This window comes from Streptomyces sp. NPDC047061 (genome assembly GCF_040643955.1).
In the GTDB taxonomy this organism is placed as follows: domain Bacteria; phylum Actinomycetota; class Actinomycetes; order Streptomycetales; family Streptomycetaceae; genus Streptomyces.
Window position 1 is genome coordinate 98,926 of the sequence record NZ_JBEYVI010000017.1, and the last position, 19,624, is coordinate 118,549.

At 72.3% G+C, this 19,624-nt stretch carries 17 protein-coding genes; 6 read left to right on the forward strand and 11 right to left on the reverse strand.

Annotation, left to right across the window (positions count from 1 at the left end):
- Positions 1 to 37 precede the first annotated feature (37 nt).
- Together ABZ887_RS24405 and ABZ887_RS24410 are read left to right on the forward strand one after the other, a co-directional pair.
- On the forward strand, positions 38 to 484 hold the full coding sequence (locus ABZ887_RS24405; RefSeq protein WP_361292827.1) for an Rrf2 family transcriptional regulator: 447 nt from the start codon (positions 38 to 40) through the stop codon (positions 482 to 484).
- Positions 485 to 688: 204 nt separating this feature from the next.
- Positions 689 to 1,213 carry a hypothetical protein gene (locus tag ABZ887_RS24410; protein WP_217560213.1) on the forward strand — a complete coding sequence of 175 codons (525 nt, stop codon included), beginning with the start codon at positions 689 to 691 and terminating at the stop codon, positions 1,211 to 1,213.
- A 35-nt stretch (positions 1,214 to 1,248) separates the two neighbouring features.
- On the opposite strand, the gene ABZ887_RS24415 is transcribed toward ABZ887_RS24410, so the two are convergent.
- Positions 1,249 to 2,439, reverse strand: coding sequence for a globin domain-containing protein (locus tag ABZ887_RS24415; RefSeq protein WP_361292829.1), 1,191 nt, complete (start codon positions 2,437 to 2,439; stop codon positions 1,249 to 1,251).
- A gap of 378 nt (positions 2,440 to 2,817) precedes the next feature.
- Here ABZ887_RS24415 and ABZ887_RS24420 point away from each other — a divergent pair, with 378 nt between their 5' ends.
- The gene (locus ABZ887_RS24420) at positions 2,818 to 4,179 is read left to right on the forward strand and encodes a glutamine synthetase family protein (RefSeq protein ID WP_189260572.1); all 1,362 of its coding nucleotides are present in this window, start codon (positions 2,818 to 2,820) and stop codon (positions 4,177 to 4,179) included.
- 277 nt (positions 4,180 to 4,456) lie between these two features.
- Here the strand turns inward: ABZ887_RS24420 and ABZ887_RS24425 are convergent, their stop codons facing one another.
- The 6 genes from ABZ887_RS24425 to ABZ887_RS24450 all read right to left on the reverse strand — a co-directional run bounded on the left by ABZ887_RS24425 (position 4,457) and on the right by ABZ887_RS24450 (position 9,692).
- Positions 4,457 to 4,642: a hypothetical protein gene (locus tag ABZ887_RS24425; RefSeq protein ID WP_361292832.1), complete on the reverse strand. Its 186-nt coding sequence runs from the start codon at positions 4,640 to 4,642 to the stop codon at positions 4,457 to 4,459.
- 797 nt (positions 4,643 to 5,439) lie between these two features.
- Positions 5,440 to 6,105: a PP2C family protein-serine/threonine phosphatase gene (locus ABZ887_RS24430; protein WP_361292986.1), complete on the reverse strand. Its 666-nt coding sequence runs from the start codon at positions 6,103 to 6,105 to the stop codon at positions 5,440 to 5,442.
- Positions 6,106 to 6,190: 85 nt separating this feature from the next.
- Positions 6,191 to 7,222 (reverse strand): TolB-like translocation protein, encoded by a 1,032-nt coding sequence (locus ABZ887_RS24435; protein WP_361292834.1) that lies wholly within the window; start codon positions 7,220 to 7,222, stop codon positions 6,191 to 6,193.
- Complete coding sequence (locus ABZ887_RS24440; protein ID WP_361292836.1) at positions 7,219 to 8,544, reverse strand: MFS transporter; 1,326 nt, start codon at positions 8,542 to 8,544, stop codon at positions 7,219 to 7,221. Before ABZ887_RS24440 ends, ABZ887_RS24435 begins: the two co-directional genes overlap by 4 nt.
- A 1-nt stretch (position 8,545) precedes the next feature.
- Positions 8,546 to 9,415, reverse strand: a complete 870-nt coding sequence (locus tag ABZ887_RS24445; protein WP_361292838.1) for an alkaline phosphatase family protein — start codon at positions 9,413 to 9,415, stop codon at positions 8,546 to 8,548.
- 145 nt (positions 9,416 to 9,560) lie between these two features.
- Positions 9,561 to 9,692 (reverse strand): hypothetical protein, encoded by a 132-nt coding sequence (locus tag ABZ887_RS24450; RefSeq protein WP_361292839.1) that lies wholly within the window; start codon positions 9,690 to 9,692, stop codon positions 9,561 to 9,563.
- 146 nt (positions 9,693 to 9,838) lie between these two features.
- Between ABZ887_RS24450 and ABZ887_RS24455 the strand changes: the two genes are divergently transcribed.
- Positions 9,839 to 12,832: a bifunctional [glutamine synthetase] adenylyltransferase/[glutamine synthetase]-adenylyl-L-tyrosine phosphorylase gene (locus tag ABZ887_RS24455; protein WP_361292840.1), complete on the forward strand. Its 2,994-nt coding sequence runs from the start codon at positions 9,839 to 9,841 to the stop codon at positions 12,830 to 12,832.
- On the opposite strand, the gene ABZ887_RS24460 is transcribed toward ABZ887_RS24455, so the two are convergent.
- The 3 genes from ABZ887_RS24460 to ABZ887_RS24470 form a co-directional block, all read right to left on the reverse strand.
- Complete coding sequence (locus tag ABZ887_RS24460) at positions 12,820 to 13,953, reverse strand: HAMP domain-containing sensor histidine kinase (protein ID WP_361292842.1); 1,134 nt, start codon at positions 13,951 to 13,953, stop codon at positions 12,820 to 12,822. The genes ABZ887_RS24455 and ABZ887_RS24460 overlap by 13 nt on opposite strands.
- Positions 13,954 to 13,997: 44 nt before the next feature.
- A complete protein-coding gene (locus ABZ887_RS24465; protein WP_361292844.1) occupies positions 13,998 to 14,666 on the reverse strand; it encodes a VanZ family protein in 669 nt (222 codons plus the stop codon).
- 74 nt (positions 14,667 to 14,740) lie between these two features.
- Positions 14,741 to 15,352 (reverse strand): TetR/AcrR family transcriptional regulator C-terminal domain-containing protein, encoded by a 612-nt coding sequence (locus ABZ887_RS24470; protein ID WP_361292846.1) that lies wholly within the window; start codon positions 15,350 to 15,352, stop codon positions 14,741 to 14,743.
- A gap of 178 nt (positions 15,353 to 15,530) precedes the next feature.
- Between ABZ887_RS24470 and ABZ887_RS24475 the strand changes: the two genes are divergently transcribed.
- On the forward strand, positions 15,531 to 16,982 hold the full coding sequence (locus tag ABZ887_RS24475; RefSeq protein ID WP_361292849.1) for an APC family permease: 1,452 nt from the start codon (positions 15,531 to 15,533) through the stop codon (positions 16,980 to 16,982).
- Positions 16,983 to 17,051: 69 nt separating this feature from the next.
- Positions 17,052 to 18,626, forward strand: a complete 1,575-nt coding sequence (locus ABZ887_RS24480) for an amidohydrolase (protein WP_361292851.1) — start codon at positions 17,052 to 17,054, stop codon at positions 18,624 to 18,626.
- Positions 18,627 to 18,718: 92 nt separating this feature from the next.
- Here ABZ887_RS24480 and ABZ887_RS24485 read toward each other — a convergent pair whose 3' ends face one another.
- Positions 18,719 to 19,576 (reverse strand): phosphatase PAP2 family protein, encoded by an 858-nt coding sequence (locus ABZ887_RS24485; RefSeq protein WP_361292853.1) that lies wholly within the window; start codon positions 19,574 to 19,576, stop codon positions 18,719 to 18,721.
- Positions 19,577 to 19,624: the final 48 nt, after the last annotated feature.

Here is a 19,624-nt window from a genome sequence, read left to right on the forward strand (position 1 = left end):
TTTGAATGACGGATGCGCATTACCTACGCTGGCCGGTATGCGGCTGTTGCGCTCCACCGATCTGGCCCTGCGCCTCCTGATGCGGCTCGCCGTCGCGGGCGGCGGGTCCAGCCCTACGACCCGTGAGGTCGCGGCGGACATGGACGTGCCGTACACGCACGCCGCGAAGGTGGTCGCCGAACTGCAGCACCTGGGGCTGGTCGACGCCCGGCGCGGCCGCGGCGGTGGACTCACCCTGACCGAGAAGGGCCGCACCGCCTCGGTGGGCACGCTGGTGCGCACCTTCGAGGGCGACGGCGACGTGGTGGACTGCGAGGGGGCGACGCCCTGCCCGCTGAACTCCGGGTGCCGGCTGCGGGGCGCCCTGCGCCGGGCCCAGGAGGCCTTCTTCGCGACCCTGGATCCGGTGACGGTGGCGGACATCGTGGCGGAACCGACGGGGGCGTTGCTGCTCGGTATTTCCAAGGGGCCGGGGGCGGTCTAGCGCCCCGCGGCACCCGCGGCGGCGGCTCGCCGACAACCAAGCGCGGGCCATGACTTGCCCTCCGTACGTGCCGCCGTATTCAAACATTCAACAAAGGGATCTTCGCGACCGGCCAAGAGCTCTACCCGCATAGACGAACCCGGTGCTGTCATGCTCACGACCGCCCGGACTCCTGCCGGGCACCGCTCCGGGAGACCTCCCCCCATGCCCCGAATATCCCGCTCCTTGGTCACCGCCCTCTCCTCCCTCGCCCTCGCCGCCGCCGGCCTCACGGTCGCCGCCGGCACCGCGCACGCGCAGAGCTGCAGCCAGGACTACCTCCCCCTCCCCGACCCCAGCTGCCAGCCCGGCGACTTCAACCCGGACGTCACCCAGTCCACCATCGACTCCACCATCTGCGTCTCCGGATGGACCGCGACCGTCCGGCCCTCCAGCTCCTACACGACCGCGCTGAAGAAGAAGCAGATCGTCGAGTACGGCTACACGGACACCAGCACCTCGGACTACGAGGAGGACCACTTCGTCCCCCTCGAACTCGGCGGTGCCCCCAAGAGCGAGCTCAACCTCTGGCCCGAGCCGGAGTACGGCACCAAGACCGCCGCCAACAAGGACACCGTCGAGAACAAGCTCAAGAAGGCCGTCTGCGCCGGCACCGTCACCCTCGCCGACGCCCAGGACGCGATCGTCACGGACTGGACGACCGCGCTGTCGGACCTCGGCCTGAGCTGATCCCGTCCGCCTGCTCGCTCAGGCTCGAACCGCCGTCATCCGCACATCCACAGGTCCGGCCCGAAGACCTCGTAGTGGATGTCGGCCGGCGGGACGCCCTGGGCGAGCAGCTGGGCGCGGACCGCGCGCATGAAGGGGAGCGGGCCGCACAGGTACGCGCGTGCGCCGGGCGCGACGTCGATGCCGGCGAGGTCCACCAGGCCGGTGCGGCTGTCCGGGCCGGCGTCCCGCTCGTAGAAGAAGCGCACGGTGGCGTCCGGCAGCTTCGCCGCGTACGCCTCGTGGTCGGCGCGCAGCGCGTGGTCGGCGGGGGAGCGGTCGCCGTGCACCACGGTCACCGGGGCGCGGTGGCCGTCGGCCGCGAGCGCGGCCAGCATCGCGACCATCGGGGTCACGCCGATACCGGCGGAGGCGAGCAGGAGGGGGCGGCCGTCGGTGTCGCCCAGGACGAGGTCGCCGTACGGCTCCGACAGTTCGAGGACGTCACCCACCTGCACGCGCGCGTGCAGGTGGTTCGAGACCTCGCCGTCGGGCGTCGCGTCGTCGCCGCGCACGCGCTTGACGCTGAACTGGCGGACCGACTCGCCCGGCGCGCCGGAGAGGCTGTACTGGCGTATCTGACGGGCGCCGTCGGGCAGGGTGACGCCCACGGAGACGTACTGCCCGGCCCGGAAGTCGCGCACCGCCGCCCCGCGGTCCGTCGGCCGCACCCGGAAGGTCACCACGTCGGCGGTCTCCACGACCCGCTCGACGACCTCCCACGGCCGCAGCCCCCGCAGGCCGCCGCTCTCCTCGTACAGCCGCTTCTCGATCGCGACGAGGGCGTTCGCCATCAGCCAGTAGACCTCGTCCCAGGCGGCCGCGACCTCGGGGGTGACGGCCTCGCCGAGCACCTCGGCGATGGCGGCGAAGAGGTGCTCGTGGACGACGCCGTACTGCTCGGGTGCGACGCCCAGTGAGGCGTGCTTGTGGGCGATGCGGCCCAGCAGGGCGTCGGGTCGCCGGTCCGGGTGGTCCAGCAGGTGCGTGGCGAACGCGGCGACGGAGCCGGCGAGGGCCTGGCGCTGGGTACCGGCGGCCTGGTTGCCGCGGTTGAAGAGGTCGCGCAGGAGGCCGGGGTGGGCGGCGAAGAGACGGGCGTAGAAGCGCTCGGTGATCTCGCCGAGCGCCGCGCCGACGGCGGGCAGGGTGGCGCGGACGGTGGCGGCGGAGGGCTCGGACAGCATCGGGGCTCCTTGTGGCTCGGCCGAACAGCTCTTTCTCCTGCACGCTAGTAAAACTTGCATCTCATATTCAAATTTAAGACCCGTGGTGTCCGTCACCGTGGTGCACGCCACGCGCACGCCATGCGCACCCCGCGTGCGCGCCACCTGACCGGCGTCCGGGAAACCGGACCGGCCATTACGGATGTCGGCGCGAACAGGCAAGATGGGCGGCAGGGCAGGACACCTGCCGTACGAGAGCCGTTCAGGCCGAGGTCGCTCGGGCGATCAAGGTGCGCAACGCGCATGAAATGCTGTTGTGGTGTGATGCTCAGGTGCCCGACCGCCTCCTGCGGGACAGGGAGACAGGCGGCCTGACCAGCAAGGATGGGGAAGCGGAAGATGGACAAGCAGCAGGAGTTCGTGCTCCGGACCTTGGAGGAGCGCGACATCCGGTTCGTACGCCTGTGGTTCACGGACGTGCTGGGCTTCCTCAAGTCCGTCGCCGTGGCCCCGGCCGAGCTTGAGCAGGCCTTCGACGAGGGCATCGGCTTCGACGGCTCCGCCATCGAGGGCTTCGCCCGGGTATACGAGTCCGACATGATCGCCAAGCCGGACCCGTCCACCTTCCAGGTCCTCCCGTGGCGCGCCGAGGCCCCCGGCACGGCCCGGATGTTCTGCGACATCCTGATGCCGGACGGCTCCCCCTCCTTCGCCGACCCGCGCTACGTCCTCAAGCGTGCCCTCGCCCGCACCTCCGACCTGGGCTTCACCTTCTACACCCACCCGGAGATCGAGTTCTTCCTCCTGAAGGACCGCCCGATGGACGGCTCGCGCCCCACCCCGGCCGACAACTCGGGCTACTTCGACCACACCCCGACCAACGTCGGCATGGACTTCCGCCGCCAGGCGATCACCATGCTGGAGTCGATGGGCATCTCGGTCGAGTTCTCCCACCACGAGGGCGCCCCCGGCCAGCAGGAGATCGACCTGCGCTACGCCGACGCGCTCTCCACGGCCGACAACATCATGACGTTCCGCCTGGTCATGAAGCAGGTCGCGCTGGAGCAGGGCGTGCAGGCCACGTTCATGCCGAAGCCCTTCTCCGAGCACCCCGGCTCCGGCATGCACACCCACCTCTCCCTCTTCGAGGGCGACCGCAACGCCTTCTACGAGTCGGGCGCGGAGTTCCAGCTCTCCAAGGTGGGCCGCTCCTTCATCGCGGGCCTGCTGAAGCACGCGGCGGAGACCGCGGCGGTCACCAACCAGTGGGTGAACTCCTACAAGCGCATCTGGGGCGGCTCCGAGCGCACGGCGGGCGCCGGCGGCGAGGCCCCCTCCTACATCTGCTGGGGCCACAACAACCGCAGCGCCCTGGTCCGGGTCCCGATGTACAAGCCCGGCAAGACGGGCTCGGCGCGCGTCGAGGTCCGCTCCATCGACTCCGGCGCCAACCCGTACCTGGCCTACGCCGTCCTGCTGGCCGCCGGCCTCAAGGGCATCGAGGAGGGCTACGAGCTCCCGCCGGGCGCCGAGGACGACGTCTGGGCCCTCTCCAACGCCGAGCGCCGCGCCATGGGCATCGAACCCCTCCCGCAGAACCTCGGCGAGGCCCTGACCCTGATGGAGAACAGTGACCTGGTCGCCGACACCCTCGGCGAACACGTCTTCGACTTCTTCCTCCGCAACAAGCGCCAGGAGTGGGAGGAGTACCGCAGCGAGGTCACCGCGTTCGAGCTGCGGAAGAACCTGCCGGTGCTGTAGGGGCAGGTCAGAGCGGGTTTCCCGCTGACTCGACGGATGGGGCTGACGATCTGTGACCGTCAGCCCCGTCGTGTCTCGCGAGCCCTGGGCCGCCTCTGGGCCGTCCGGCACTCACGGTGGTGCGGTGGAGGCGGTGGCAGCGTGTGTAGAGGGCGAGCGCTCTACGCACCACGCCATCGGCTTCGGAACGTCACGTCCCACTGCTACGACGGCGACAGAGTTCGGGCGGGCCGCTCCACGCGCTGTCAGGGCGCGCGGGAAGGCCCGCCTCTCGGGCTTATCGGCGGTCGTCCGTCCTGGTGTCGTCCACCTGCTCGCCTTCCGCCTGGGACGGCTCAGTCCTGGGGACATCTGGGTGCATGGCCGCACGTTCGGCAGGATCGTCCCGCTCGCCCTCGGCCTGGGAGGGCGTGTGGGAGTACAGCCACGGTTCGTAGTCCGAGTCCGAGGCGCCGGTTTTCATGGCAGGCCTCCTTGGTCGCTTGCCTTCCATGCTCCTCCTCGGACCGCAGCGGAGCTAGGGCAGTAGTCGGCTCTGGACCAGACGTGGACCAGAAGCTGGCGATTTGAACGCTGGCCGCACATCCCTGCTGGTCGGATGGGGCGTGAGCGAGTGATCTTGAGGGGACTGTAAATCTGCCGTGCTGCTGCAGGGTGGGGCCGTCTCTGGGCCGTCGAAGGCCGACCCAGAGCGACCGACAACGACCAACGACGGCCGTCCGCTCACAGGTCAGTGCTGCGCCGACGCCGATCGCATGAGGTCGCTCCGGGCCGACGTCACTTCCTCCGCAACAAGCGCCAGGAGTGGGAGGAGTACCGCAGCGAGGTCACGGCGTTCGAGCTGCGGAAGAACCTGCCGGTGCTGTAAGCGCAGGCCAGAGCCTGTTCCCTGTCGATTCGGCGGGTGGGGCCGACGGTCTCGTACCGTCGGCCCCTGCCGTGTCTCGGTGCTCCTGGGCGACCAGTGACAGGGGTCGCACGGAAGGGCCTTGTCAGTGGCTCCGACTACTGTGCGGAATGCTCGGCCGGACGGAGATCGTGAGGGACTCGCGGCCATGGGGGGTGGGTAGGAAGGTCCCCGGCATCCAGCTCGGGACTGGAATTGGGATCCGTGGTCCCACCCCCCCTTCGCCGTTCACCCTTCGGCACCGGTTCCGGAGGTGTGCCGGCGGTGGACGTAGCGGGCTTTGGTGGCCTCTCCGGCAGCGTTTGTAGGCGCGGGGAGTCGCAAGCAGTCGCCGGGCGGGGCTTTCCCGCTCGTCAGGATGGTGTGTGGTCGCGCTGGAGGACGACCATGGCCTGGTCGTCGTTCGGCCGGCCGCCCGTGTACGCCCGGACGTCTGCCGCGAGCCGGTCTACGAGCGGGCCGGGTGCCTGGTCCGCCCAGGCCGTGGCGCGTTCGGCGAGCGGGTAGAAGTCGCCGTCCGCGTTCCGGGCCTCGCTGACGCCGTCCGTGTACAGGACCAGCCTGTGGCCGTAGTCGAACGGGAAGGTCGCCGGTGTGTAGCAGCCGCCGGCGCTCTCCGTGCAGTACACGCCGGCGGGCCGCATGCCGAGGCCGAGCGGGGGCGACGGTTCGGGGACCGTCAGCGCCAGCGCCGACCTGGTGCGGCCGCGCAGCAGGAGGGGCGGCGGGTGCCCGCAGCTGATCAGGTGCACCACGGCTTCGTCGTCCGGGATGTCCAGGACGGCGGCGGTCACGAAGCGCTCGGCGGCGTCCTCGTCCGGCTCCGCGAACTCGGAGAGTCCCCACCGGACGGCGTCCTCGATGTAGGCGACCAGTTCCGGCAGCGGGATCGGGCGGTGTGCGGCGGCGCGGAAGGCGCCCAGCACGATCGCCGTGTCGCTGATCGAGGGGAGCCCCTTGCCGCGGACGTCCCCGATGAGCAGCCGCGTGGAGCCGGGGATCCGGGCGGCGGCGTACAGGTCGCCGCCGACGGTCGTGTCCGCTTCGGCGCTGCGGTAGTGCGAGGCGAGCGTGACATGTCCTCCATTCCCGACATTCGCGTCGTCAGTCCACGTACGCCGGTGACACCGCCGAGACGCTGATGCGGTGCGGCTTCCCCGTGCCGTCCGACGGGACCGAGTACAGGTCGGCGCCGTAGTCGCCCGGCAGCGCGTACACGATCGTGCGGGCGTCCTTCCAGACCGCCTGGTCGTCCACGCTCCGGGTCTCGGCCAGCGGCGTCTCGCGCATCGTCCCGAGGTCCAGGACGTACAGCCGCCAGGGGGCGTCCTTGGAGAGGCCCTTCACACGTTTCTTGTACGCGATGCGGGTGCCGTCGGGGGAGAGGGACGGGCATTCCACGTTCGGGTGGAGGGTGGTGACCGTGCGGGTGCGGAGGTCGCCCCGGACCAGGTAGGTCGAGCCCTTCGTCGCCAGCGTCGCGTAGAAGGTGGTGTCGTCCGCCGCGAACGTCACGCCCCAGAAGTTGACGTCCGCGGACTGGTAGGGGCGGTTGTTCCTGATGATGCGGAACGTCTCCAGGGACGGGATCAGGTCGCCGGTGCGGGTGTCGGCGATCGCCGTGCGGGTCGAGAAGTTCGTGCCCGCGTACGAGTCGCCGCCCACGAACGCCGTCCAGGCCGCGTAGTGGCCGGTGGGGGAGACCCGGGCCCGGGACGGGATGCCCGGGACGTCGTAGTGGGCCTTCGTGTGCAGCTTCGCGTCCAGGATCAGGGCGCGGTAGGTGTCCGAGACCGGGCCGTGGACGGCCTGCAGGCAGACGCCCGTGCCGGCGGCGGCGTAGAAGCGGAGGCACTTCACGCCGGAGGCGGTGCGGGGGCCGGCGGGGGCGGCGGCGGGGACCGTGGTCAGCTCGTCGCGGTGCGGGCCCCAGGCCATGTTGCGGAAGACCATGCGGCCGGGGGCCGTCAGGGTCACCGTCCCCGGGGTGACCTTCGGGCCGCCCGCCCGGGTGTGGTCCCGGCGCTCCGCCCGGGCCGAGGCGTGCAGGACGGAGGCCAGGGCGACGGCCGTCAGGACCGCGAGCGCCGAGAGGAGGATCAGGATGCGGGAGCGGGCGGGAGAGTGGGCGGTCATGCGGCGGCCTTTCGGAGGGGGCGGAGCGTGAGGGCGTACGCCGCGCACACCGCCAGGGCCACCGCCGACACGCTCAGCGCCGTACGGTCGCCCCACAGCGTCCACGCCGCCCCGAACCCCAGTGAGCAGGTGAAACGCGCCGCCGCCTGGCCTGTCTGGACCAGTGCGAGACCCGACGAGCGCAGCGCCTCGGGGACGCTGTCCGACGCGGCCGCCATCAGGACACCGTCGGTCGCCGCGTAGAACGTGCCGTGCAGGGCCAGTACCCCGTAGGGGAGGGCGGTGCCGTGCCAGGACGTCAGCAGCAGGGTGTAGGCCAGCAGCAGGGCGCCGTGGCCGGTCAGGAAGACGCGCCAGCGGCCCCAGCGGTCCGCGAGGCGGCCGAGGGGGACGGCGAGGAGGAGGAACGCGGCCGCCGTGCCGAGGGGGAGGAGGGCGAACCAGCGGTCCGGGACGCCGAGCCGGTGTTGCAGCAGCAGGTAGACGAAGGAGTCGCTCACCGTCGCGAGGCCGAGGAGCAGGGCGCAGACGGTGAGGCGGCGCAGGTCGCGGTCGGCCAGGAGGCCGAGTGCCGCGCGCAGGGTGGGGCGCGCGGTGGGGCGCGCGGCGGAGGGAACGGTGGTGGATGTGGTGGTGGTAGCGGTGGTGGAGGCGGGCGTCCCGGCACGGCCGCCGCCCGGTACGAAGAGGACCAGGATCAGCACGCCCAGCACCGCCACGCAGAAGCTGACCGTGAACACCGCGTCGTAGCCGTCCACCGTCGCCCGGAGGATGAGGAACGCGGCCAGGGGGCCGAGCAGGGCGCCCGCCGTGTCCATCGCGCGGTGGACACCGAAGGCGCGGCCCCGGGTCTCCGGGGTGGAGGAGAGCGAGATCAGGGCGTCCCGCGGGGCCGTGCGCAGACCCTTGCCGGTGCGGTCGGCCGCCAGGATCAGGCCGATGGGCGTCAACGAGTGCGCCACCAGCAGCAGGGGTTTGCAGAGGGCCGAGAGGGCGTAGCCCGCGCCCGCCACCCACTTGTGCCGGCCGCCGCCCCGGTCGGCCAGGTGACCGCCGGCCAGGCGTACGACCGCCGAGAAGCCGTTGTAGACGCCGTCGAGGAGGCCGAAGCCGAGCGGGGACAGGCCCAGGCCCGCCACCAGGTACAGCGGGAGGACCGCCGTGACCATCTCGGAGGACACGTCCGTGACCAGGCTGACCGTGCCGAGGGCGAGGACGGTGGGGGCGATCGTGGAGCGGTACCGCCCGGCCGTCGCGGGCCGGGCGGTACCTTCCACGGACGCCGTCGCCTGAGTGCTCGCGCGGCTGTCCGCTACGTACACGTCAGGACGCCCAGATCCCGGTGATGTCGGACGAGGACGCCGCGTTGCCCGCGTGCGCGCTCAGGCCCTGGCTGTCCTCCAGGGTGCGCAGCAGGTCGTAGTGGTCGTACGTGGTGGACGAGGTGGAGCCCGCGGTGACCGGCTGGCCGTACAGGACCGTCGGGATGCGGTTGCCTGCCAGGCGGTTGTCCTCGTCCATGGTGACGACGAGCAGGCTGTTGTGGGTCTTGGCCCAGGTGGCGTACGCGCCCAGGTTGTTCTTCAGCCAGGTGTCGCCGGTGGACACCGAGCAGTCGTGCATGTCGCTGCACAGGTTGGGGGTCACGAAGGACAGCTGGGGGAGGGTGGAGTAGTCGGTCGGGAACTGAGCGAACGTTTTTGCGGTCGAGGTCGGCACGTTGCTGAAGCCGAACCACGGGTTGTGCTTGCGCGCGTAGTTGCCGCTGCTGCAGGTGGTCGAGCCCTGGCTGGGCAGGGTCTCGTTGTAGCTGGCCCAGGTGCGGCCGGCCGCGAGCTGCTCGGAGGCCAGGTTCGCCGCCGAGGAGAAGCCCGCGGTGTAGCAGCTGTCGTCGGTGATGCCCTGGGTGGAGCCGGAGAACAGGGCGAAGTAGTTCGGCTGGCTCGGGTGGGTCTCGGCGTACATCTGGGTCAGGTTGGCGCCGCCGGTCGCCAGCGAGTTGATGTACGGGGCGCTGGAGGAGCCGATGACCTGGCTGTAGGCGTGGTTCTCGAAGACCACGACGATCACGTGGTCCGGGGTCGGTACGGCACTCGCGGCGTGCGCGGACGTGCCGCCGAGCCCGGTCCACAGGCCGACCGCGGCCGCGGTGAGGGCGGTGGCGGACGCCACCGTCGTACGGGCGCGGCGCATTAGCGCGGAACGTGCGGAACTGCCGGACACATCAACCTCCGGTGCTGGGGGAAGGAGGGGGTCGGTGGCGGTGCGGACTGAGCATGCACACGCCAATAATCCCCGCCCCCACCGCGCTCGGCCAGACAGGTGAAGACCGGATGAACTACTGGACCGGATGAACCTGGATCCAGAGCAGCTCGGACTCCGTCAGGACCTGCTCCGCGTCGGACCAGTCGTGGGCCGAGGTGCCCGCGCTGCTGTAGTGGCCGTCCAGCACACCGTCGGGTTCACGCATGTCGCCTCCCTGGGTTCGTTGCCGGTACGGACCACGATCCCGCCCGGAACTCATCGGCGCTCGTCCCGTGGTCTGCGGTTAGGCTCGGGCGTGGACGACCTTGATCCGAATCTCGATGCGCATACCGATCCCAGGGGAGGCCGCGGATGACGCCGGGGCGCAGGAGCAGCACCTTCACGCGACTGCTGCGGCACGGCTTCACCGACGCCTCCGCGGCCGAGCGGCTGCTGGACAGCGTCGAGCTGGCCGCAGTACGCGACGATCCGGTGCTCCTCGACGCGCTCGGCGCCACCGCCGACCCCGATCTCGCCCTGCACGGCCTGGTACGGCTCCTGGAGGCCCAGCCCGGCCCCACCGCCCGCCGCGAGCTGCTCGACACCCTGATAGCGGCCAAGCCGCTGCGGGACCGCCTGCTGGGCGTCCTCGGCGCCTCCGCCGCCCTCGCCGACCACCTCGCCCGGCACCCGCGCGACTGGGAGGCCCTGGTCACCTACGAGCCCCGCGACCTGCACCCCGGCGTCGCGGAGTTCGAACGCGGGCTCGCCGAGGCCGGCGACCCGGTCTCCCTCCGGGTCGCCTACCGGCGCTGCCTGCTCTCCATCGCCGCCCGGGACGTGTGCGGGACGACGGACGTCGCCCAGACCGCCGCCGAACTCGCCGACCTCGCCACCGCCACCCTGCGCGCCGCCCTCGCCCTCGCCGAGGCCGCCGCGCCCGGGGACGCCGCCGCCTGCCGGCTCGCGGTCATCGCCATGGGCAAGTGCGGCGGCCACGAGCTGAACTACGTCTCCGACGTCGACGTCATCTTCGTCGGGGAGGCTGCCGACGGGGCCGACGAGAGCAAGGCCCTGCGGTCCGCCACCAAGCTCGCCTCGCACATGATGCGGATCTGCTCCGAGACCACCGTGGAGGGGTCGATCTGGCCGGTCGACGCCAACCTCCGCCCCGAGGGCCGCAACGGCCCCCTCGTCCGCACCCTCAGCAGCCACCTCGCCTACTACCAGCGCTGGGCCAAGACCTGGGAGTTCCAGGCCCTGCTCAAGGCCCGCCCGGTCGCCGGCGACCTCGACCTCGGGCAGGAGTACGTCGCCGCGCTCGAACCCATGGTCTGGAAGGCCGCCGAACGCGACAACTTCGTCGCCGACGTGCAGAAGATGCGCCGCCGCGTGGTGGAGAACATCCCGGCCGCCGAGATCGACCGCGAGCTGAAGCTCGGCCCCGGAGGGCTCAGGGACGTCGAGTTCGCCGTGCAGCTCCTCCAGCTGGTGCACGGCCGCACCGACCTCACCCTGCGCTCCGGCACCACCCTCGACGCCCTCCAGGCCCTCGCCGCCGGCGGCTACGTGGGCCGCGCCGACGCCGTCCAGCTCGACGACGCCTACCGCTTCCTGCGCTCCATGGAGCACCGCATCCAGCTCTACCGGCTGCGCCGCACCCACCTGGTCCCCGAGGACGAGGCCGACCTGCGCCGCCTCGGCCGCTCGCTCGGCCTGCGCACCGACCCGGTGACCGAGCTGATCCGCGAGTGGAAGCAGCACACCGGCGTCGTACGGCGCCTGCACGAGAAGCTCTTCTACCGCCCGCTGCTCGACGCCGTCGCCCAACTCGGCCCCGGCGAAGCCCGGTTGAGCGCCGAGGCGGCCCGGGAGCGGCTGGTGGCCCTCGGCTACGCCGACCCTGCCGCCGCCCTGCGCCACCTGGAGGCCCTCGCCTCCGGCGTCACCCGCAAGGCCGCCATCCAGCGCACCCTGCTGCCCGTCCTGCTGGGCTGGTTCGCCGACTCCGCAGACCCGGACGCGGGCCTGCTGAACTTCCGCAAGGTCTCCGACGCGCTCGGCAAGACCCCCTGGTACCTACGGCTGTTGAGGGACGAGGGCGCCGCCGCCGAGAACCTCGCCCGCGTGCTGTCCGCCGGCCGCCTCGCCCCCGACCTGCTGATGCGCGCCCCGGAGGCGGTGGCCCTGCTCGGCGACGGCGACGGGGGCGGCCTGGAGCCGCGCGGCCGGGCCCAGCTGGAGCAGGAGATCCTCGCCGCCGCCGGCCGCGCCGACAACGCCGAGGACGGGGTGCGCGCGGCCCGCGGCGTGCGCCGGCGCGAGCTGTTCCGTACGGCCGCCGCCGACATCGTGGACTCCTACGGCACCGAGACCAAGCCCGCCGAGGCCGACCAGGGCGCCCTGGTCGACCGGGTCGGCGGTGCGGTCTCCGACCTGACGGCGGCCACGCTCGCGGGGACCCTGCGGGCGGTGGTCCGGGACGGCTGGGGCGACACCCTGCCCACCCGGTTCGCCATGATCGGCATGGGCCGCTTCGGGGGCCACGAGCTGGGCTACGGCTCCGACGCCGACGTCCTGTTCGTGCACGAACCGCAGGAGGGCGTGGATGAGCGGGAGGCCGCCGACGCGGCCAACAAGGTCGTCGCCGAGATGCGCCGGCTGCTCCAGGTGCCCAGCGCCGACCCGCCGTTGCTGATCGACGCGGACCTGCGCCCCGAGGGCAAGTCCGGGCCGCTGGTGCGCACCCTCAAGTCCTACGAGGCGTACTACCGCCGCTGGTCGCTGGTGTGGGAGTCGCAGGCCCTGCTGCGCGCCGAACCGGTCGCCGGGGACGAGGAGCTGGGACGCCGGTTCATCGAACTGGTCGACCCGCTGCGGTACCCGGCGGAGGGGCTCGGCGAGGACGCGGTGCGCGAGATCCGGCGGCTGAAGGCCCGGATGGAGTCCGAGCGGCTGCCGCGCGGCGCCGACCCGAAACTGCACACCAAGCTGGGGCCGGGCGGCCTCTCCGACGTCGAGTGGACCGTGCAGCTGCTGCAGCTGCGGCACGGCTGGGCCGAGCCGGGACTGCGCACCACCCGGACCCGTCAGGCGCTGGCCGCGGCACAGGCGGCCGGGCTGCTGGGCACCGAGGAGGCCGCGATCCTGGACGAGGCATGGGTGCTGGCCACGCGGGTGCGCAACGCCGTGATGCTGGTGCGCGGCCGGGCCGCCGACACGTTCCCCTCGGAGAGCCGGGAGCTGGCCGCGGTCGGGCGGTACCTGGGGTACGGGGACGGGCACGCCGGGGACATGCTCGACGCGTACCGGCGGACGGCGCGCAGGGCCCGGGCGGTCGTGGAGGAGCTCTTCTACGGGGCCTGACGGGGCTTGGCGGCCGCTCCGCGGGAGCCGGGAAGCCGGACGGTGACGAGGAGACCGCCGCCGGGGCGGGGCGCGAGGTCGAGGGTGCCGTCGTGCGCCCGGACGACGCTGCGCACGATGGCCAGCCCGAGGCCGACGCCGGCGTGCTCGTCGGTGCGGACGCGATCCGTGCCGCGCCGGAAGGGTTCGGTGAGGGTCGGTACCAGTTCCGGCGGGAGCGGACGGCCCGTGTTCTCGACCCGCAGCACGCTCGTGTCGTGCTGACGTTCGGTGTGGACCGTCACGGTGCCGCCGGCGGGGAGGTTGTGGACGACGGCGTTCTGGACGAGGTTCGTCACCATCCGCAGGAGCAGTGCCGCGGAGCCGACGGTGTGGGCCGGCTCGCCGGTGACGTCGAGCGTGACCCGGCGCTTCTCGGCGAGGGCGAGCAGCGTCTCGGCGGCCTCCTCGGCGACGAGGGAGAGGTCGACGGGCTCGCGGGTGAAGCTCCTGCCGTCGGCGCGGCTGAGCAGCAGGAGCGCCTCGGTGAGGTCGATCGCCCGCGTGTTGACGGTGCGCAGGCGTTCGACGAGTTCGCCCTGGTCCCGCGTGGGGTCGCTGCGGGCGGCGTCGAGGAGCGCGCGGGAGACGGCCAGCGGGGTGCGCAGTTCGTGGGAGGCGTTCGCGGCGAACCTCTGCTGTTCGGCGACGTGGGACTCGAGTCGTTCGAGCATGGTGTCGAACGCGTCGGCCAGTTCACGGAACTCGTCTCTGGGCCCCGTCATGCGGATCCGGTGGGAGAGCGATCCGGTCGAGGCCAGCCGTGCCGCGTACGCGATCCGGGTGAGCGGTGCGAGCATCCGGCCGGCGAGGATCCATCCGCCCAGCAGGCCGAAGACGAGGAGGAAGGCCAGTGCCGTGGCCGCGGCAGGGGCGAAGCCGTTCAGCAGGTCGGAGCGCCTGGGCCCGATGATGATCACGGCGCCGAACCTCTTCTGGATGGCTCTGGCGTCCTCGTCCGGCAGCCAGCGCAGCACGAACACCCACATCACGGCCAGCAGGAGAACGCCGGCGACGAGAAGGAATCCGGCGTAGCTGATGGTGAGCTTCAGTCGGGCGCTGAGGTCCGGGCGTTTGTTCACGGTGCCCCCAGCGTAGGCGGCACGGGACACGGGCGGCAGGCGACTCAGCCCGCCGGCGTCAGCGCGCGGCCCGGCAGGTCGGACGGCCCCGGTGCCGTCGTACGCCACCAGCGGCGCGACGCCAGCCCGGCCAGCAGGGCGCCGACGGCGTTGACCAGGACGTCGTCCACGGAGGACACCCGGTCCAGGCGGAAGACGTACTGCGCGGTCTCCACCAGCACCGAGCAGCCCGCCCCGAGCGCCAGGATCCGCGGCGCGGACGCCAGCGCGGCGAACCGCATCGGGGCGAAGAACCCCAGCGCCGCGAAGACCAGCAGGTTGCCGACGATCCCGAGCGTCCCCATCGTGACCAGGTCCCGCAGCGGCACGAGGCTCACCCGGGCCGGGGCGGTGCCGGCCCCCTCGCCCGGCATCATGGTCAGCCACACGAACGGCACCGTCCCGTGCACCATGCCCACCTCGGCCAGCGACGTCCGCCACGCCGACGCGTCACCGGCGGCACGGCGGCGGTACGCCAGCGCCCACGCCACCAGCGCGGCGAGCGGCAGCGTGACCAGCGTCATGAGCACCACGCCGTTGAAGGCGTCGAAGCAGCCGTGCCACTGCCCGGCCATGCACCTCGGGGCGGACATCAGGAGCGGCCGCCGTACGGCGAACGCGGCGCTCGCCACGCCGACGACCGCCAGGCAGAGGAAGGTTGCGTTTCGGTTCACGCCTCCCAGGAAAGACGGCCGGCGGTTGCGGCGGTGTATGCGGTTTTCGACACGCCCGCGATACGCGGATTCTGCTAGAGCGTCCGCCGGAGCAGGGTCCTGGCGTGGTTCATGAGGCCCGTCAGGCCCACCTCGAACGCGCGGTCCGCCCTGCCGTCCTCCACCGCCGCCAGGGCCTGCGCCAGGCGTGGGGTCGGTGTCCGGTCCGTCAGCTCCCACATCGTCTCCGGGGCCGCCAGGTCCAGCGCCGAGCCGAGCACCAGGTTCTCCAGGGCGATCAGCAGGGGCATCACGTCCGCCACGGCGAAGCCCGCCGTCAGCAGCACCGTGACCGCGCGCTCGTACTGCTCCAGGACCCGGGGTGCCCGCACCGGCGAGGTCATCAGGAGCGGGATCGCCCTCGGGTGGGCGGCGAACGCGGCCCGGTAGGAGCGGGCCCAGGACTCCAGCGCGGTGTCCCAGGGGGCCAGGTCCAGGGTCGCGGGGTCGATCGCGGCCGCGACCCGTTCGCGCAGCAGCTCGACGATGCCGTCCCGGCCGTCCACATGGTGGTACAGCGAGCCGGCCTGGGTGCCGAGCCGCTTCGCGATCTTCGGGACGCTGAAGTCGCCCTGCTCGTCGACGAGTTGCAGCGCGGTCGTGGTGATTCGCTCCCGGTCGAGGAGCGGGGTGCGCGGCCGTCCCATCTGCGTGTTCTCCCCTGAAGGTGTGAAACGGGTCTTCCCGGATGTCCAGGAGGAGGCTACATTGCCAAAACCGAAAGGCTTTAGATTTACGGGTCCGGGGCACCTCCTGCCCCGGTAGCGCCGGTCATCCCGCACGCCCGGAACCCTCCCGTCCGTCGCGCTCGAAGGGCTCCTCCCCATGTCCGTCACCGCTCGCGAGGAGAGCACGCCACCCGCCGTGGCCACGCTCCGCTCCGGCTCGCTCGGCACCGCCGACATCGCCTTCTTCGTCATCTCCGCCGCCGCCCCGCTCACCGTGATGGCCGGCGTCGCCCCCCTTGCCGTCCTGCTCGGCGGCATCGGCGCCCCCGCCGGCTACCTCATCGCCGGCATCACCCTCGCCGTCTTCGCCGTCGGCTTCACCACCATGAGCCGGCACGTCAGGAGCGGCGGCGCCTTCTACGCGTACATCACCCGCGGCCTCGGCCGCCCCGTCGGCATCGGCGCGGCGCTGCTCGCCCTCGTCGGCTACAACGGCATGGAGATCGGCGTCTACGGCCTGCTCGGCAGCGCCGGGCGGGACACCGCGAAGGCCCTCTTCGGCGTCGACGTCCCCTGGCTGCCGATCGCCCTCGCCGGTCTCCTCCTCATCGGCTACGGCGGCTACCGCTCCATCGAGTTCGGCGCCAAGCTGCTCGGCGTGCTGCTGGTCGCCGAGACCGGGATCCTCGTACTGCTCGCCGGCGGAGTGCTGGTGAAGGGCGGCGCGCACGGACTGTCCGGCGCCTCCTTCGCACCCGGCCACGTCTTCGTCTCCGGCACCGCGGTCGTCCTCGCCTTCGCCTTCGCCGCCTTCACCGGCTTCGAGTCGACCGTCATCTACCGCCGCGAGGCCCGCGACCCCGACCGCACGGTCCCGCGCGCCACCTACGTGGCCGTCGCGTTCCTCGGCCTCTTCTACGCCTTCATGGTGTGGATCATCATCCAGGCCTTCGGGAACCAGGACGTCATCGCGGCCGCCGCCAAGGACCCCGGCGGGCTCTTCTTCACCGCCATCACCACCTACGTGGGCGGCTGGGCCGCCGACCTGATGCACCTCTTCATCGTGACCAGCATCATCGCCTCGCTGCTCGCCTTCCACAACGCGATCAACCGCTACGTCCTCGCCCTCGCCGAGGAAGGCGTCCTGCCCGGGCGGCTGGGCACGATCCACCCGCGCCACCGCTCCCCGTACCTGGCCGGTGCCGCGCAGACCGTCCTCGGCCTGGCGGTCGTGCTCGCCTTCTGGGCGGCGGGCGCGGACCCGTACAACCAGCTGCTGCTGTGGGTCAACACCCCGGGAATGATCGGCCTGTTCGCGCTCCAGCTGCTCGCGGCGATCGCGGTGCCCTGCTACTTCCGCAAGGTACGGCACGAGGAGGGCACCCTGCGCACCGTGGTCGCCCCGACCGTCGCCGCCGTCCTGCTCGCCACCGCGATAGGGCTCGTCATCACCCACATCGACCTGTTCACCGGGGCGTCGAGCACGGTCAACACCCTGTTGATCGTCATCGCGCCCGCCGTCTTCGTCGCGGGCCTCGGTCTCGCGTGGTGGCTGCGTCGCGAACGGCCCGAGGTGTACGCGGACTTCGCGTCCGAGCCGACCGAATAGCCGCATGGCCGAACAGCCGAACAGCCGAATAGTCGAACAGCCGCACCGGACAAGGGAGTTCACCGCACCATGACCGCCAGCCCCGACCTGATCCTGACCGGTGCCGAGGTCCGCACCCTCGACCCCGCCCGGCCGTTCGCCACCGCCGTCGCCGTCCGCGACGGGGTGATCGCCGCGGTCGGCGAGGAACGGGACGTCCGTGACTGGCGGGGGCCGGGCACCGAGGTCATGGACCTGGGCGGCGCCCACCTGGTGCCCGGCCTGGTGGACGCGCACAGCCACCCGGTGTGGGGCCTGGACATGGCGACCGGCGCCGACCTGTCGGGCGTTCGCGACCTGGCGGGCCTGCGGGCGGCGCTGACCGGGGCCGAACGGACCGACGGCTGGGTGATCGGCTTCGGCCTCGACCACAACGCGTTCGAGGGCCGCCCCGTCGACCGCGCGCTCGTCGAGGAGGTACTCGGCGGCGCCCCCGCCTTCCTCCGGCTCTACGACGGCCACTCCGCGCTCGCCAGTGGCGCGGCGCTCGCGGCGGCGGGGGTCACGGGCGCGCGGGCCTTCGCCCAGCGGGCGCAGGTCGTCTGCGATCCCGAGGGCCGCCCCACCGGGCACCTCGTGGAGCATGCGGCGATGCAGCTGGTCGAGCGGCTGGTGCCGCGGCCCTCGTACGCCGCCCGCCGGGCCCGCCTCGTCGAGCTGCTCGCCGCGATGGCGGCCACCGGGCTGACCGGGGCGCACGTCATGGACGCCGGGGACGCGGAACTGGTCGGGGCGGTGGCCGAGGAGACCGTCCTGCCGCTGCGGCTGCGCTTCGCGCCCTGGTGCATGCCGGGGACCGACGCGGCCGGGCTCGCGGAGCTGGTGGCCGCGCAAGGGCGGGGCGGGCGGCACTGGGTGGTGGACGGGGTCAAGTTCTTCATGGACGGGACCGTGGAAGGGGGCACGGCCTGGCTGGCGCACGCGGACTGCCACGGCCAGGGGACCGCGGCGTTCTGGCCGGACCCCGAGGCCTACGGGGCCGCCGTACGGCACCTGCACGGGGCCCGCGTACGGACGGCCACGCACGCCATCGGGGACGCGGCGGTACGGCACGTCCTGGACGTGGTGGCGGGTCTGGGCGCGGGCGCCGCGGGCCGGCACCGCATCGAGCACATCGAAACGGCCCCGGACGACCTGCTGCCCCGCTTCGCGGAGCTGGGGGTGGCCGCGTCGATGCAGCCGCCGCACACGGCGTACACGCGGGCCGACGGCACGGACGAATGGTCCCGGCGGCTGGGTTCGGCCCGCGCCGGGCACGCCTGGCGTCTGCGTGACCTGCGGGACGCGGGTGCGACGGTCGCGCTGGGCTCGGACTGGCCGATCGCCCACCACGACGTCCGCGCCGTCCTGGCGACGGCCCGCGCCCCGCGCGGCGCCGCGTCGGCCCGGGCGGGCCTGACGGGCCTGGAGGCACTGGAGGGCTGCACGACCCACGCGGCCCGCGCCGCGGGAGAGACCGGGACCGCGGGCCGCATCTCACCGGGCCACCGCGCCGACCTGACGGCGTTCGCCCTGGACCCCGTCGACTCCCCGGCGGACGAACTGGCAGAGGCACCGGTACGCCTGACGGTGACCGGGGGGCACGTGGTGCACCGGGGGAAGTGAGGCGCCGGCGGTGCCGAACCGGACGTTGTCGCGAGCGAAGTCGGCCTGAGCCTCCCGCAGGGTCCTGCCCCAGCCGCCCGCAGGGTCCCGCCTCAGGCGCCCGCAGGGCTCCGCAGCAGGGTCACCCCCGTCGGCTGCCGGGGCAGGGCGTACGGCAGGGCGCCGTACCACAGGCGGGCCACCGCGAAGCCGAAGGTCAGGCAGAGGGCGCCGCCCACCGCGTCCAGCCAGAAGTGGTTGGCCGTGGCAACGATGACGAGGAGGGTGGCCGTGGGGTAGAGGAGGCCGAGGAGCCGGACCCAGGGCACCGAGGCCAGGGCGAAGACCGTCAGACCGCACCACAGGGACCAGCCGATGTGCATGGACGGCATCGCGGCGTACTGGTTGGACATGTGCTTGAGGTCGCCGGAGGCCATCGAGCCCCAGGTGTGGTGGACCGTCACCGTGTCGACGAAGTCGCCGTCGTTCATCAGGCGGGGCGGGGCGAGCGGGAACAGGTAGTAGCCGAGGAGGGCGACACCGGTCGTGGCGAAGAGGGCGAGGCGGGCCGCCGCGTAGCGGCCGGGGTGGCTGCGGTAGAGCCACACCAGCACCCCCAGCGTCACCACGAAGTGCAGGGTCGCGTAGTAGTAGTTCATGCCGACGATCAGCCAAGTCACCGAGTTCACGGCGTGGTTGACCGACTCCTCGACGGCGATCCCCAGGTGGTGCTCGGCCCGCCAGATCCAGTCGGCGTTGCGCAGCGCCTGCGCCTTCTGCTCCGGGACCGCGTTGCGGATCAGGGAGTAGGTCCAGTAACTCACCGCGATGAGGAGGATCTCGAACCAGAGCCGGGGCCGGCGCGGGGTGCGCAGCCGGTGCAGGAACCGCTGGTCGCCCTCGCCCGTGACGGTCCGCGGAAGGGTCTGTTGTGCGCGACCTTCCGGCTCTGTCACGGTCGAGTCACTCATAGGCACAGAGTCTGCCAGAAAAGACGTCTACGGCAGATCATCCCAAGG